Raw genomic sequence first — 14,463 nt, 5'->3', positions numbered from 1 at the left:
GAGGGAGCAGAACTCCGACGCCGGGAACGAACCGGAAGTGGAGGGTGAGTTGCCCCATCACGGGTGATCGACCGTGACGTCATTCCTGCCCCTCGCCGTTCCGCCGACCCCGCGTGCCGTCGGCCACTGTCAGCGGAGTACCGCGTGCTCTCCTCCGCCGTGCTGCTGCCGTAGCACCGTCTTGAGCACCTTGCCGGTGGCGTTGCGCGGTAACTCGGGGACGAACTCCACGCGGGTGGGGCACTTGAAGTGGGCGAGCCGCTCCCGCGCGTAGGCGATCAGTTCCTCGGCCGTCGTCCCGGCGCCGTCCTGGAGCGCGACCACGGCCACCGGGGTCTCACCCCAACGGTCGTCGGGGACCCCGACGACCGCTACCTCACGGATCGCGTCGTGTCGGTAGAGGACCTGCTCGACCTCGATCGGATACACGTTCTCGCCACCGCTGATGATCATGTCCTTCTTGCGGTCGACCAGCGTGATGAAGCCCTCGGCATCCATGCGGCCCAGGTCGCCGGTGTGGAACCACCCGCCGCGGAACGCCTCGGCCGTGGCCTCCGGTAGACCCCAGTAGCCGGCGAACACGTTCGGGCCGCGCAGGACCAGCTCCCCGACCTCATCGGCGGGCTGGTTTCTGTCCGTGTCATCGACGATGCGTGCCTGGACGTGGAAGACCGCCCGGCCGATGGAGCCTGCCTTCTCCTTGACGTGGTCGGCGTCCAGGACCGACACGAGCGGAGCGGTCTCGGTCATCCCGAAGCCCTCCTGGAAGGGCAGGCCTTTGCCCTGGAAGAAGTCGATGACCGGCAGCGGGCACGGCGCTCCCCCTGAGACGGCGAGTTCCAGCGACGACAGGTCGTAGCCGTCGAAGCCGGGCACCGACATGAGCGCCGCCCACATCGCCGGCACCATGAACTGCACGGTGGCCCGCTCCCGGGACATCACCTCCAGAGTCCGGATCGGGTCGAAGGACGGCAGCACGACATTGGTTCCACCGACGTACAGCAGCGGCAGGGTGTGGACCCCCAGTCCGCCGATGTGGAACATCGGTGCCACTGTCACGGTGACGTCACTTTCCCGCAGGCCCCGACCGAAGGAGAGGCTGTTCACGACGTTCCACAGGTGGTTGTCGTGGGTGAGCATCGCGCCCTTGGGACGCCCGGTGGTCCCCGACGTGTACATCAGGCACGACAGGTCCCGCCGGTCGACGTCGCTGTCCACGGGCCGGGGCTCACCGCCGGCCAGCACCTGCTCGTAGTCGAACTCCCCGTCCTCGACCTCGCCGCCGACCAGCAGGCGGGACCGTATCCGGACGCCGTCACCAGTGAGGGCTGCGCGCGCCACGGGTGCGAGAGGCGCGGAGTACACGAAGGTGTCGGCCCCCGAATCGGCCAGGAGGTAGGAGACCTCGGGCGGCGCGAGTCGCACGTTCATCGGCACGAACACCGCCCCCAACTTCGCCGTGGCGAGCATCGTCTCGAGGAACGCGACGCTGTTCAGGAGCAGCCCGGCGACGCGGTCACCCCGGCGCACCCCCAGTGCGCGCAGCGCCCGCGCCAGTTGGTCGGTCCGCCCGTCGAGGTCGGCATAGGTCAGCCGTCGCTCACCCTGGACCAGCGCGACCCGGTCCCCGGAGAGGAACGCCCTCGTGGCGACCCAGCTGCCGATCCCCTTGTCCATGTGCCGTCCTTCCCGAGAGCCCCACGGTCCGGTGACCTGAGTCACGGCCAGCTTGGCCAGACTTGACGGTTCCGTCAAGATGAGGTTCCACGCGCGACCGCCGGATGAAGGGACGAGGCATGACGTCGGCAGGACCGGCATCCCCTCCAGCCACCGCGCGTGGCCGTCGCACCCGGTCCGCGCTGCTGGCGGCCGGAAGGGAGCTGTTCGAGGAGTGCGGCTTCTCGGCCGTCGGTATCGACGCGGTGGCGCAGCGCGCCGGGGTCTCCCATGGCACGTTCTACACGTGGTTCGACTCCAAGGAGATGTTGCTCCGCGAGATCATCTCCGAGGTCGCCGCGGACATCTTCTCCGCGACCTCGATCGGTAGTCGCCTGCCGGCGGACGCGGCGTATGCGCGGATCGAGGCGGCGAACCGGTCCTTCCTGCGTGCGGTCACCCGGCACTCCCGCATCCTGCGGGTGCTGGACTCGCTGGCGGACACACGGGAGGACTTCCTCCGGCTGCGGCTGGAGATCCGGGAGTCGTTCGTCCAACGAGGGATGGAGGGCCTGATCCGGCTGCAGGAGCTGGGGCTCGCCGATCCGCAGCTGCCGCCGCGGGCGACGGCCAGCGCTCTGGGCGCGATGGTGGAGTCCTTCGCCCACCTGTGGCAGGACCCGGTGGAGGGGCTGGACGAGGCGGCGGCAGTCGACGTCCTCACCCGGTTGTGGGCCGGGGCGATCGGTCTGGCGCCGCGAGCGTGGCCCGGCGGCGGCCGGGCGGGGGCGGGCTGACCGGACGGCCACGGGCCGAGATGGCGTGGATGGGTGGCCGGCGAGTCAGTGCTGCACCCAGCGCCACGGCGTCTCGCGGCTGCGCCGCACCCGTCCTCTGCTCTCCAGGAGGACCAGGTGCGCCAGGGTCTCGGCGACAGCCGCTCTGCGCATGAAGCCCGAGATCTGGTCCCAGGGCCGCGACCAGGTCAGCGCTGCGGTCAGTTCCCACGTCGTGGGCGCCGTCGCCGCGGCAGCGCGGACCTCCTCCAGCCGCGCGTCGTGGTGTGCCACGAGCGCCGACACGCGCGCCGCGAGGCCGGCGAAGCGGTACTCGTGCGCGGGCAGCACCTCGCGCACGTCCGAGTCCAGCGCTCCCACACGCGCCAGCGAGTCGATGAAGTCGGCCAGCGGGTTGCCGGGCGACTGAGCGTGCACCCCGATGTTGGGCGTGATGCGGGGCAGGACGTGGTCGCCGGAGAAGAGAAGGCGACGACGGTTCTCGTGGAAGCAGAGGTGGCCGGGCGAATGGCCGGGGGTGTGCACGGCACGCAGATCCCATCCCGCCAGTGGCAGCCGGTCGCCGTCGCGGATCAGGCGGTCGGGTTCGGCCTGGCGGACGTAGTCGGTGATCGCCAGCGAGGCGCCGGCCAGGACCCCGAGCTCGTCCTCGGGCACGCCGCAGTTCCGCAGCAGCGCGGCCATGTCGTCGAGCAGGTCGGTGATGCCGGCCCCGTACCGAGCGGGCAGCAGCGCGGCGTCGTCGGGATGCAGTCCCACCCAGGCACCGGACGCCTCGCGGACGCGGCCGGCCAGGCCGTAGTGGTCGGGATGGATGTGCGTCACCATCACGCCGCGGACGTCGCCCATCGCGTGCCCCGCGGTAGCGAGCCCGTGGGTCAGGGCCTGCCAGGCGTCGTCGGTGTCCCATCCGGCGTCGATCAGGGCCAGGCCGTCGTCCAGTTCGAGGGCGTAGACCAGCACATAGCGCAGCGGGCTGTCCGGGATGGGGACGGGAATGGACCACAGCCCCTGCTGGACCATCTCGACCGGGGGCAGGACCTTCTCGGCCCAGGCCCGTTCCTGTTCGGTACCGGTGACCCGCAGCGGGCGGGCGGGCTCCGAGGTCACAGGCCCATCCGCTTGCTGATGACCTCGTTCATGATCTCGTTCGTCCCGCCGCCGATGCCGAGGATCCGCGCGTCGCGGTAGTGGCGCTCCACCTCCGACTCCCGCATGTAGCCCATGCCGCCGAAGATCTGCACCGCCTCATCCACCACGAAGTCGCAGGCGTAGACGGCTGTGTTCTTCGCCATCGACACCTCGGTGACGACGTCCTCGCCGGCCAGGTACCGCTGCGTGACCGCCCGCGTGTAGCAGCGGGCCACGTCGACCTGACGGGCCATCTCGGCGAACTTGTGCCGGATCACCTGGCGGGAGGACAGCGGCCGCCCGAAGGTCTCCCGGTCCCGCGCCCACGCGAGCGCCAGATCCAGGGCGCGAGCTGCGGTCGCGTAGGCCTGGACGGCCAGGCCGATCCGCTCGCTCTGGAACTGCTGCATGATCTGCACGAACCCGGAGTTCTCCGCGCCGACCAGGTTCGCGGCCGGCACCCGCACGTCGGTGAAGGCCAGCTCGGCGGTGTCGCTGCACCGCCAGCCCATCTTGTCCAGCCGCCGGGACACTGTGAACCCCGGCGTGTCCGTGTCGATGACCAGCAGTGAGACTCCACCGTGACCGGGTCCGCCGGTGCGCACGGCGGTGGTCACGAAGTCAGCGCGGACGCCGCTGGTGATGAACGTCTTGGCGCCGTTGACCACGTATTCGTCGCCCTCGCGCACCGCGCGGGTGCGCAGATTCGCGACGTCGGAGCCTCCGCCCGGCTCCGTGACCCCCAGAGAGCCGATGAGCTCGCCGGCGAGCGTCGGCCGGACGTAGCGGTCGACCAGGTCCGGGCTGCCGTGCGCGGCGATGTGCGGAACGGCGATGCCATGGGTGAACAGGGAGGCGCAGACGCCGGTGGAGCCGCCGCCTTGCAGGATCTCCTCGGTGATGATGGCCGAGTCGATGGGGTCGCCGCCGCTGCCGCCCACCTCCTCGGCGAACCCGACGCCGAGGAGCCCGACGTCGGCCGCCTTCCGGTGCAGCTCCCGCGGCAGCTCACCGGCCAGTTCCCACTCCTCCATGTGCGGTGCGATCTCGCGGGACACGAAGTCGCGGGCCAGCCGCCGCAACGCCACCCGCTCAAGCGTGCTCCACGGGTCCCCCACGGGCGCGAGGACATCGGTCTCGGTCATGCGGCTCCTCCTCCGGTCGGTGCTCCCGCCGGTGACACCCAGGCGGGCAGGCGCTTGTCCAGCAGCGCGGCGATGCCCTCCCGCGCTTCGGCCGAGAGGAACCGCTCGGCGGAGACCTCGGCCATCCGGCGGAGGTCCTCCTGCAAGTCAGCGCCCGGGATGTCCCGCAGCAGCTGCTTGGTGATGTCCAGCGCCTCGGGGGCTCCCCGGCTCAGCTGCCCGACCAGCGCGTCGACTGTCTCGTCCAGCTCGTCGTCGGCCACCGCACGGTCCAGCAGGCCGGCCTCCCGGGCACGCACCCCGTCGAACTGCTCGCCGGTGAGGAACAGCTCGCGCGCGGCGCGGCGGTCCATCCGGCGCAGGACTGGCACGGCGATGATGGCCGGGGCCACGCCGATGCGGACCTCGCTGAACCCGAACGTCGCGCCCGCGAGACCCACCGCGAGGTCGCAGGCTGCGACCAGGCCCAGCCCGCCGGCGCGCGCGGCCCCGTTGACCCGCGCCACCACCGGCTTGGGTCCCTCCATGATCAGCGTGAGGACCTCCGGCAGGTTGACCACCGGCCGCACGCCCGTCCGCTCCTCCTTGAGGTCCGCGCCGGAGCAGAACACCGGCCCGGCCCCGGTGAGGACGAGGACGCGCACGGCGGGCTGGCCCATCGTCTGCCGCAGCGCGGAATGCAGCTGCTCGAGGAGCGCGGCTGACAGCGCGTTGCGGTTGTGCGGCGAGTCCAGGGTGACCACCGCGGCGGGCCCACGGTGGTCGACGTGGACCAGCTCCTGATCAGCCACGGAACCGCGCTCGCAGCTCGTGCTTCTGGATCTTGCCCGTCGCCGTCTTGGGCAGGCCGGCGAGGACCTCGATCCGCTTCGGGACCTGGAAGCCGGCCAGGTGCTCGCGGCAGAACGCGGTCAGCCGCTGCGCGAGGTCGGCGGGGTCGGCGGCGCGGTCGGCGGCGACGACGACAGCTGTCACAGCCTCGCCCCACTGGTCGTCGGGCACCCCGATGACAGCGGCCTCGGTGATCTCCGGGAAGCTCAGCAGCACCCGCTCGACCTCCACGGAGGAGACGTTCTCCCCGCCGGTCTTCACCATGTCCTTCACCCGGTCGGTGAACCAGACGACAGCCTCCTCGTCGAGGTGGCCCACGTCGCCGCTGTGGAACCAGCCGTGGGCGAAGGCCGCGGTGTTCGCCGCCGGGTTGTTCCAGTAGCCGCTCATCGCGTGCGGACCCCGGTAGACGATCTCCCCTGTCTCGCCCCGGGGAAGCAGGTCCCCGGCCGGTCCCATGATCCGGGTGTCGACAGTCACCACCGCCGGGCCCCACGAGCCGCTCTTCGTGTCCTGGTGAGCGGGCCACTGGAGCACCGTGGCCGGCACGCACTCGGTCTGCCCCGAGCCCAGCAGCACGTCGGCGCCGGGGAACGCGGCGGCGATCTGGCCGATCCGCTCCTGCGGCATCGGGGCCATGGCGTACATGCAGAGCCGGACCGAGGACAGGTCCCGCTCGTCCAGCCCGGGGGTGGCGAGCACCGCGGCCCACATCATGGGGAGGAGGAGCAGGTGCGTGGCGCGGCGGCTCTCCACGACGTCCAGGTAGGACCGGGGCTCGAAACCACCGGGCAGGATCGCCGTTCCGCCGGTCAGCAGCACGGGCAGCAGCAGCGTGTCCAGCGCGGTGGTGTGGAACAGCGGGAGCACGATCGGGGCCACGGAGAACTCGTGCCCGTGCCGGTGACCCACCTGCAGCGCATTGCTCAGTGCCGCCACGTGGACGGCCAGGTGGCTGGTCAGCACGCCCTTGGGCCGGGCCGTCGTGCCGGAGGTGTAGAGGCAGTGCAGGGTGTCGCGGTCCTCCACCACCACCTGCAGCGGGGTGGGGTCCGCGGCCACGTCGTCCCAGCGCAGCACCGGGCGACCGGCCACCGAGGCCGGCGCCTCCCCGGTGACCACCACTGTGGTGACCTGCGGCAGGTCGGGCAGCACCTGCTCGAGGATCGGGACGAACGCGGGATCGGCGACCACCGCCCGCGCGCCCGAGTCGCCCAGGATCCACGCCACGTCGTCGGCGGGCAGCATCAGGTTGACCGGCAGGGCGACCAGCCCGGCCTTGGCGCAGCCGAAGAACGTGGCCACGAACCGCCACGAATTCCCCAGCAGGAAGGCCACTGGCTGCTGGCGCTGCAGACCGGCGTCGAGCAGCCCGCGCCCGAATGCCTCGGCGGCGGCGTCGAGCCCTGCGTAGCTGATCTCCTCGGCGCCGTCGGCGACGGCGGTCCGATCGGGGAACTGGAATGCCGAGCGGGTGAGCATGTCCCCCACCGACAGGCGGGTGGCCAGATTCAGCTGGAGGGGATCGATCCCGGACAGGTCAGGACGCATCAGGTTCTCCTCGGTCGGGCGCGGGTTGGTCCTCCACCACGGCGAGCACGGCGCCGGTCTCCACCTGCTGGCCGACGGTGACGTGCAGTGCGGTGACCACGCCTGCCGTGGGGGCGGTCACCGGGTGTTCCATCTTCATCGCCTCGAGCACCAGCAACGGCTGCCCCGCCGTCACCCGGTCGCCCTCGGCGACGGCGACCCGGGTCACCGAGCCCGGCATGGCGGCGGTCAGCGACCCGGGCGGGATGGCGGCACTGGGGTCGGGGAAGCGCGGCAGCTCGACAAGCGCGGTGGACCCACCCGGCTCGTCGACGTAGCAGCTGTCGCCGGCCACGTGCACCTCGAAGGCGGAGCGCAGGCCGCCGGCCTCCAGCTCGATCAGCACCCTGCCCGGCGCCAGCACCTCGGCGCCCAGCAGCGTCGCCTCCACGGGGGTGCCGTCCACGTCGGCAGCCAGGCCGCCTCTATCGAGGCGGTACCGCACGGTCCCGGCGTCGAAGACAGTGGTCTGCGCCTGCGTCGGGTTGTTGCGCCACCCCGACGGCAGGCCGGCGAGCACCGGCGCGGTGGCCCGCCGCAGCGCCGCCCCCGCGAGGGCGGCCGCGAGCGCGTGCAGTCGCAGCCGTTCGGCGTCCACCAGGGGTGCGGCCAGCACGTCCAGGCCGTGCCGGTCCAGGAAGCCGGTGTCGGTCTCACCGGCGAGGAACGCCCCGCTGCGCAGCACCCGCACGAGCAGGTCACGGTTGGTGGTCAGCCCGTGCAGCCTGGCGCGTTCGAGCGCGCCGGCCAGGGCCAGCGCGGCCGAGGTCCGGTCCGGCGCCCAGGCGATGACCTTGGCCAGCATCGGGTCGTAGTGCACGCCCACCTCGCTGCCGGGGGCGACACCGCTGTCCAGCCGGATGCCCGGCCCGTGGGGCAGCCGGAACTCGGCGTCGGCGGGGACGTGGAGGTCCTCGAGCCGCCCCGACTGGGGCAACCAGTCCCGGGCCGGGTCCTCGGCGTAGAGGCGGACCTCGATCGCCGCCCCGTTCAGGGGAGGCCGCAGCGCCGAGTCGGGCAGCGGCCGGCCAGCGGCGACGTCGAACTGCAACCGGACCAGGTCCAGGCCGGTGACCGCCTCGGTGACCGGGTGCTCCACCTGCAGGCGGGTGTTGACCTCGAGGAAGTAGAAGTCGCCCTCATCGTCGAGCAGGAACTCCACGGTGCCGGCGCCGAGGTAGTCGATGGACCTGGCCGCGGCGACAGCGGCGGCCTGCAGCCGCTCCCGCAGCTCGGGGCCGACCGCCGGGGACGGCGCCTCCTCGACCACCTTCTGGTGGCGCCGCTGGATGGAGCACTCCCGCTCGAACAGCGCCACCGTCGTGCCGTGGCTGTCGCCGAAGACCTGGACCTCGACGTGCCGGGGCCGCTCGAGCAACCGCTCCAGGAAGACAGTGCCGTCGCCGAAGGCCGAGGCAGCCTCTCGGCGGGCACCCTCTACCGCCTCGGCCAGCTCCCCGGGACGGCGGACCTCCCGCATGCCGCGGCCGCCGCCGCCGAAGGACGCCTTGACCAGCAGCGGGTAGCCGACGTCGGCGGCGGCCTTTTCCAGTTCCGATCCGGACAGCCCGGTGGCGTCCACGCTGGGCAGGGTGGGCACCTCGGCCTCCTGCATGCGGGCCTTGGCGGCCAGCTTGCTGCCCATGGCGTCGATGGCCTCGGCGCTCGGGCCCACGAAGACCAGCCCCGCCGCCTGCACGGCGCGGGCGAAGTCGGCGTTCTCGGAGAGGAAGCCGTAGCCGGGGTGCACGCAGTCAGCGCCGGCCCGCAGCGCGGCCGCCACGATGGAATCGATGCGCAGGTAGGTCTCCGCCGGGGTGTTGCCCGGCAGCCGGACCGCGATGTCCGCGTCGGCCACGAACGGCGCGGACGCGTCGGCGTCGGAGTACACGGCCACCGTGCGCATCCCCATGGCCCGCGCGGTGGCGAACACGCGACGGGCGATCTCCCCGCGGTTGGCCACCAGGACGCTCGTCAGGTTCCGGGGAGCGGTCACAGCCTGAACACCCCCCATCCGTCGTGCAGACCTCGGACAGGGGCGTTGTGGATCGCCGACAGCGCCAGCCCGAGGACGGTCCTGGTGTCGCGCGGATCGATGATCCCGTCGTCGTAGACCCGGCCCGAGAGGAACAGCGCCAGCGACTCCGCCTCGATCTGCTGCTCCACGGCGGCCCGCATCGCCGCGGCGGCCTCCTCGTCGTAGTCGCGCCCGCGGGCCTGTGCGCTGGCCCGGCCCACGATGTCCAGCACGCCCGCGAGCTGCGCCGCCCCCATGACGGCGCTCTTCGCGTTGGGCCAGGTGAACAGGAAGCGGGGGTCGTAGGCCCGGCCGCACATGCCGTAGTTGCCGGCGCCGTAGGAGGCCCCGATGTTGACCGTGATGTGCGGGACGGCGCTGTTGGAGACGGCGTTGATCATCTGCGAGCCCGCCTTGATGATGCCGTCCTGCTCGTACTCGGTGCCGACCATGTAGCCGGTGGTGTTCTGCAGGAACAGCAGCGGGGTGTCGGTCTGGTTGGCCAGCTGGATGAACTGGGCGGCCTTCTCGGCGTCCTGCCGGAAGAGGACCCCGCGGGCGTTGGCCAGCACGCCGATCGGATAGCCGTGGATGCTCGCCCAGCCGGTGACCAGGGAGGTGCCGTAGAGCGGCTTGTGCTCGTCGAAGCGGCTGCCGTCGACGATCCGGGCGAGCACGTCGCGGGGGTCCAGCGGCTGCCGGAGGTCGGCCGGGGCGAGGTCGAGCAGTTCCTCGGGGTCGTGCAGCGGCGGGTCGGCCGGCCGGGAGGGGCCTAGTCCGCGCTTGCGCCAGTTGAGATTGCGCACGATCTGCCGGCCGATCCGGATGGCGTCGACCTCGTCGACGGCGAGGTGGTCGGCGCTGCCGGAGACCCGGGCGTGCATCGAGGCCCCGCCGAGGGACTCCTCGTCGGCCTCCTCGCCGGTGGCCATCTTCACCAGCGGCGGTCCGGCCAGGAACACCTTGCTGCGACCGTCGATCATCACCACGTGGTCGCTCATCCCCGGCACGTAGGCGCCGCCGGCGGTGCTGTTGCCGAAGACCAGGGAGACGGTCGGGATGCCCTGGGCGGAGAGCCGGGTGAGGTTGCGGAAGCCGCGGCCGCCGGGGATGAAGATCTCCGACTGGGTCGGCAGGTCGGCGCCGCCGGACTCCACCAGGCTGAGGAACGGCAGCCGGTTGGTCTCGGCGATGTCGTGCGCCCGCCCCGCCTTGCGCAGCGTGTACGGGTTCGAGGTGCCGCCCCGCACAGTCGGGTCGTTGGCGGAGATGATCACCTCCACGCCCTCGACGACGCCGATGCCGGTGACCTGGCTGGCGCCCACCGGGAAGTCGGTGCCCCAGGCGGCGTACGGGGACAGCTCCAGGAACGGGCTGTCCCGGTCCAGCAGGAGTTCGATGCGTTCGCGGACCGTCAGCTTGCCGCGCTTGCGGTGCCGGGCCAGGGCGCTCTCGCTGCCCCCCAGGTTGGCCAGGGCGCGCTGCTCGTCGAGTTCCGCGAGGCGCTCGAGCAGCGCGGCACGGTTCTCCGCGGCGCGCTCGGCGAGGATGGTCACACTCGTCCTTCCGGGAACAGGGACACCGGGACGTCGACCACGCGGGAGCGCAGCCACTCCCCCACGGCCTTGGCCTGGGGGTCGAAGCGGGTGCCGGCGGCGACGCCCTCGCCGAGCAGGCCGTGGATCTGGAACAGCACCGCCCGCAGCCCGGGCAGCAGCTCCCGGGTCAGCGGCAGGCCGGCCGCCTCGGGCAGCAGCTCGCGCAGCCGCTCCTCGGTGAGGAAGGCGGCCAGCCAGGCGTAGCCCTGGTCGTTCCGGGCGTACACGCCGAGGGTGGCCGCCCCTCCCTTGTCACCGCTCCGGGCGCCGACCACCCGGCCGAGTGGGACGCGGCGGGTGGGGCCGCCCGGCGACGGCCCACCGCCGGCCACCAGTTCCGCGGGCTCGTCGTCCTGGGCGCCGGCCGGCCGCGACCGCGCCGAGGGAACTGTCTCCGCGCCGCCGTCGGGCAGGCCCACCAGCTGGTCGACGTCCTCGGCCGGCACCCAGGCTGGCGCGTACACGCCGTAGGCCGACGGGCTGGGCGGGGCGGTGGTGGCGAAGAAGCCGGGGATGCTCGCCAGGCCCAGCTCGATGAGGGGCACTGTGAACGCCTTGCCCACCTTTTCCCGGTCCGGGTCCTTCACCGTCACGTGCAGCAGGGCGCTCGCCTCCTCCTCGGAGCCGGCGTCCGGGGAGTCCGTGCGCGCCAGGGTCACGACGGCCTCTGCCACCCCCTCCAGCGCCGGAGCCAGCTGCCGGCGCAGCAGCTCCGCCTTGCGGTCGACGTCCAGCCCCGCCAGCGGCAGGGTCATGGAGTTGCGGAAGCCGCCGAGACGGTTCGTCGCCACCTTCAGCCACCCCCCTGGCGGGAGCCCGCGGGCCCCGGTGATCTCGACCCGGTCACGCCCCAGCTGCCGAAGCTCTAGCTGGTCGAACCTGGTGATGACGTCCGGCCCGCCGTAGCGGCTGCCGGTGCACTCGTAGAGCAGCTGCTCTGTGACGGTTCCGACGGTGACAGCTCCCCCGGTGCCGGGGTGCTTGGTGATCACGGAGGTCCCGTCGGCGGCGATCTCGGCGAGCGGGAAACCGATGCGGTCCAGGCAGCCGGGGTCGGCGTCGAGCAGCTCGGCGAAAAAGCTGAAGTTGCCGCCGGTGGCCTGCGCGCCGCACTCGAGCACGTGCCCGGCGACGGTCGCCCCGGCGAGCGCGTCGAGGTCACCGGGGCCCCAACCGTGGTGCCAGGCCGCCGGGCCGACGACCACGCTGGCGTCGGTGACACGACCTGTGACGACGACGTCGGCGCCGGCCTCCAGCGCCCGTACGATGCCCCAGCAGCCGAGGTAGGCGTTCGCGGTGAGCGTGTCGGGGAACTCCCCGGCCCCCGCGGCCCCGTCACCGTCCGCCGGTGGCCGCTCACCGGCCCGCAGGCGGCCGGCGGAGCTCAGCTCGACGAGCCGGGGCAGCAGGTCGTCACCGCTGACAGTGGCCACCCGGACCTCGACCCCGAGCCGCGTGCCGAGTTCACGTACCGCGTCGGCCAGCCCTCGCGGGTTCAGCCCGCCGGCGTTGCTGACGATCCGAACCCCCCGGCTGAGTGCGTCGCCGAGGCAGTCCTCGAGCTGGGTGAGGAACGAGCGCGCGTACCCGGCGGCCGCGTCGCCGGCACGCTGCCGGCCGAGGATGAGCATGGTGAGCTCGGCCAGGTAGTCGCCGGTCAGGACGTCGACGTCGCCGCCGTCGAGCATCTCCCGCATTGCGGAGAGGCGGTCGCCGTAGAAACCGGAGACGTTGGCCACCCGCAGCGGCGCGCTCATCGCAGCGGCTCCCGCCCGGCTCCGGGGGGGCCGGCGAAGGCCTGCGCGATCCGGGCCCATTCCTGCGCCGCCGCCCCCCGCACTGTCAGCGCCAGGTCGTCGCGATGCCGGCGCTGGGTGACCAGCAGGCAGAAGTCCAGCGCCGGGCCGCTGATCACGTCCGCCGCCTCGGGCGGGCCCCAGGTCCAGCTCTGGCCGTCCGGCCCGGTCAGCTCGAGCCGCACCGGCGCTTCGGGCATGGTCGCGCCGCGGGCCGCGTAGGAGAACGGGCGCGCCCGGTAGCCGATCTCGGCGACCTCGCGCAGCCCGGAGGTGGCCGGACGCTGCTGCCCGAGCGCGTCGACGACATCCTGCCCGTGGGCCCAGGTCTCCATCAACCGGGCGGTGACGAACGAGGCGGGGCTCATGGGCGGGCCGAACCACGGGACGCGCATCCCGGGCTCGGCGACCCGCAGTGCTGCGGCCAGCTCGGCACGTCCCGTGCGCCAGCGGTCCAGGACCTCGGCCGGCTCCAGGTCCCGGCCTTCCAGCGTGCGCTGCTCGACGTAGTCGCCGCCGTCCGCGGTCACTCGCTGCACCAGCGCGGTGAAGGCATCCGGACCGGTGACCGCCAGCCGGGCGTCGGCGTCGAAGAAGGCCAGGTGGTTGATGGTGTCCCGGATGTCCCAGCCGACCGCGGGGGTAGGAGCACGCCAGGCGGCTGCCTCCAGCGGGGCGACCCGCGCGTCGAGGTCGGCGCACTCGGCCTCGAGGTTGCCGACGAGCTGCTCCAGCAGCGCGCTGCCGGTCGCCGTCATGCCGTGAACCCGTCCATCCGCGCCAGCACCTGGAGCATCACCTCGTCGGCGCCGCCGCCGATGGAGGCCAATCGGGTGTCGCGGAAGAACCGGGAGGTCCAGGTCTCCTCCATGTAGCCCATGCCGCCGTGGAACTGGATGGAGGTATCGGCGACCTCGCGCAGCAGGCGGCCGGCTGTCAGCTTGGCGACTGTCGCCTGCCGGGTGACGTCCTCCCCGGCCAGGTACGCCTCCGCGCAGGCGTAGTTGTGCGACTGCAGCAGGTCCACCTGCGCGGACAGCTCGGCCAGCCGGAAGGCCAGGTACTGGCTGGCCATGAGCGGCCCGCCGAACGCCTGCCGCTGCTTGAGGTAGTCGCGGGTGCGCTCGAGGGCGTGCCGGCAGCTGGTCACCGCGCCGTAGGCGACGAACATGCGTTCCACCACGAACTGCGCCATCTGCTGCTGGAAGCCGCGCCCGACCTGGCCGATCGTGTTGGACACCGGGACCCGGACGTCGTCGAAGAAGAGCTCGGCGGTGTCGGAGGACCGGTTGCCGAGCTTGTCGAGCGTCCGCGAGACGGAGAAGCCGGGCGTGTTCGTCTCCACGATGATCTGGGACATGCCGCGGTGGCCGCCCTCGTCGGAGGTGCGGGCGAGCAGACACAGCCAGTCGGCCTGGGTGCCGTTTGTGATGTAGAGCTTGCTGCCGTTGATCACCCAGTCGTCGCCGTCGCGCACGGCTCGGGTGCGCAACCCGGCCACGTCGGAGCCGGCGGCCGGCTCGGTCACCGCGATGGAGCAGACCGCAGTGCCACGGATGGCCGGCTCCAGGTAGCGGCGCTTGAGCTCGTCGCTGCCGAACTCGTGCAGCGACGGCGTGGCCATCATCGTCTGGACGCCGATGGCCATCGGGATCCCCGCGCACCCGGAGCGGTGCAGCTCCTCGACGAGGATGACCGAGTACATGTGGTCGGCCCCCTGCCCGCCGTACTCGGGGTCGTACTCCAGGCCCAGCAGGCCCAGCTCGCCGAGTTTCGGGAAGAGCTCGTGCGCCGGGAAGATGCCGGCGCGCTCCCACTCGTCGACGTGCGGGGCGATCTCCTTCTCGACGACGTCCCGGACCAATGCCCGGAAGGCGCGGTGCTCGTCGGTGAAGCGCACGG

Annotated in this window: 11 protein-coding genes; 1 reads left to right on the top strand and 10 read right to left on the bottom strand. The window is 72.5% G+C overall.

Features of this window, described 5'->3' with window-relative positions; genetic code table 11:
* Positions 1 to 129: 129 nt before the first annotated feature.
* Positions 130 to 1,677, bottom strand: coding sequence for an acyl-CoA synthetase (locus UXQ13_RS09530; RefSeq protein WP_097196981.1), 1,548 nt, complete (start codon positions 1,675 to 1,677; stop codon positions 130 to 132).
* A 119-nt stretch (positions 1,678 to 1,796) separates the two neighbouring features.
* On the opposite strand from UXQ13_RS09530, the gene UXQ13_RS09525 reads away from it, so the two are divergent.
* A complete protein-coding gene (locus UXQ13_RS09525; protein ID WP_167758201.1) occupies positions 1,797 to 2,453 on the top strand; it encodes a TetR/AcrR family transcriptional regulator in 657 nt (218 codons plus the stop codon).
* Between the two features lie 45 nt (positions 2,454 to 2,498).
* Here the strand turns inward: UXQ13_RS09525 and UXQ13_RS09520 are convergent, their stop codons facing one another.
* The 9 genes from UXQ13_RS09520 to UXQ13_RS09480 are packed head-to-tail and all read right to left on the bottom strand — an operon-like array spanning position 2,499 to position 14,461.
* On the bottom strand, positions 2,499 to 3,563 hold the full coding sequence (locus UXQ13_RS09520) for an MBL fold metallo-hydrolase (RefSeq protein WP_209305940.1): 1,065 nt from the start codon (positions 3,561 to 3,563) through the stop codon (positions 2,499 to 2,501).
* Positions 3,560 to 4,729, bottom strand: a complete 1,170-nt coding sequence (locus UXQ13_RS09515) for an acyl-CoA dehydrogenase family protein (RefSeq protein ID WP_097196979.1) — start codon at positions 4,727 to 4,729, stop codon at positions 3,560 to 3,562. The genes UXQ13_RS09520 and UXQ13_RS09515 overlap by 4 nt, the downstream gene beginning before the upstream one ends.
* Positions 4,726 to 5,520 carry an enoyl-CoA hydratase-related protein gene (locus UXQ13_RS09510; protein WP_097196978.1) on the bottom strand — a complete coding sequence of 265 codons (795 nt, stop codon included), beginning with the start codon at positions 5,518 to 5,520 and terminating at the stop codon, positions 4,726 to 4,728. The genes UXQ13_RS09515 and UXQ13_RS09510 overlap by 4 nt, the downstream gene beginning before the upstream one ends.
* Positions 5,513 to 7,111, bottom strand: coding sequence for an AMP-binding protein (locus UXQ13_RS09505; RefSeq protein ID WP_097196977.1), 1,599 nt, complete (start codon positions 7,109 to 7,111; stop codon positions 5,513 to 5,515). The genes UXQ13_RS09510 and UXQ13_RS09505 overlap by 8 nt, the downstream gene beginning before the upstream one ends.
* Entirely contained in the window at positions 7,101 to 9,146 is a 2,046-nt protein-coding gene (locus UXQ13_RS09500) for an ATP-binding protein (protein WP_225232380.1), read from the bottom strand. The genes UXQ13_RS09505 and UXQ13_RS09500 overlap by 11 nt, the downstream gene beginning before the upstream one ends.
* Positions 9,143 to 10,723, bottom strand: a complete 1,581-nt coding sequence (locus UXQ13_RS09495) for an acyl-CoA carboxylase subunit beta (RefSeq protein WP_097196976.1) — start codon at positions 10,721 to 10,723, stop codon at positions 9,143 to 9,145. Before UXQ13_RS09495 ends, UXQ13_RS09500 begins: the two co-directional genes overlap by 4 nt.
* Positions 10,720 to 12,522 (bottom strand): acyclic terpene utilization AtuA family protein, encoded by a 1,803-nt coding sequence (locus UXQ13_RS09490; RefSeq protein WP_209305941.1) that lies wholly within the window; start codon positions 12,520 to 12,522, stop codon positions 10,720 to 10,722. The genes UXQ13_RS09495 and UXQ13_RS09490 overlap by 4 nt, the downstream gene beginning before the upstream one ends.
* Positions 12,519 to 13,319, bottom strand: coding sequence for a TIGR03084 family metal-binding protein (locus UXQ13_RS09485; protein ID WP_097196974.1), 801 nt, complete (start codon positions 13,317 to 13,319; stop codon positions 12,519 to 12,521). The genes UXQ13_RS09490 and UXQ13_RS09485 overlap by 4 nt, the downstream gene beginning before the upstream one ends.
* The gene (locus tag UXQ13_RS09480) at positions 13,316 to 14,461 is read right to left on the bottom strand and encodes an acyl-CoA dehydrogenase family protein (protein WP_097196973.1); all 1,146 of its coding nucleotides are present in this window, start codon (positions 14,459 to 14,461) and stop codon (positions 13,316 to 13,318) included. Before UXQ13_RS09480 ends, UXQ13_RS09485 begins: the two co-directional genes overlap by 4 nt.
* Positions 14,462 to 14,463: the final 2 nt, after the last annotated feature.

Source organism: Klenkia terrae, from assembly GCF_037083865.1.
Classification (GTDB): domain Bacteria; phylum Actinomycetota; class Actinomycetes; order Mycobacteriales; family Geodermatophilaceae; genus Klenkia; species Klenkia terrae.
Note: the sequence above shows the minus strand (reverse complement) of the source record. Positions and strands in the feature narration are given on the sequence as shown.

Bases quoted from the DNA above. Each gene is read 5' to 3' on its own strand.
- UXQ13_RS09505 (WP_097196977.1), bottom strand. From the start codon at position 7,111: ATGCGTCCTGACCTGTCCGGGATCGATCCCCTCCAGCTGAATCTGGCC.
- UXQ13_RS09525 (WP_167758201.1), top strand. From the start codon at position 1,797: ATGACGTCGGCAGGACCGGCATCCCCTCCAGCCACCGCGCGTGGCCGT.
- UXQ13_RS09515 (WP_097196979.1), bottom strand. From the start codon at position 4,729: ATGACCGAGACCGATGTCCTCGCGCCCGTGGGGGACCCGTGGAGCACG.
- UXQ13_RS09490 (WP_209305941.1), bottom strand. From the start codon at position 12,522: ATGAGCGCGCCGCTGCGGGTGGCCAACGTCTCCGGTTTCTACGGCGAC.
- UXQ13_RS09485 (WP_097196974.1), bottom strand. From the start codon at position 13,319: ATGACGGCGACCGGCAGCGCGCTGCTGGAGCAGCTCGTCGGCAACCTC.
- UXQ13_RS09530 (WP_097196981.1), bottom strand. From the start codon at position 1,677: ATGGACAAGGGGATCGGCAGCTGGGTCGCCACGAGGGCGTTCCTCTCC.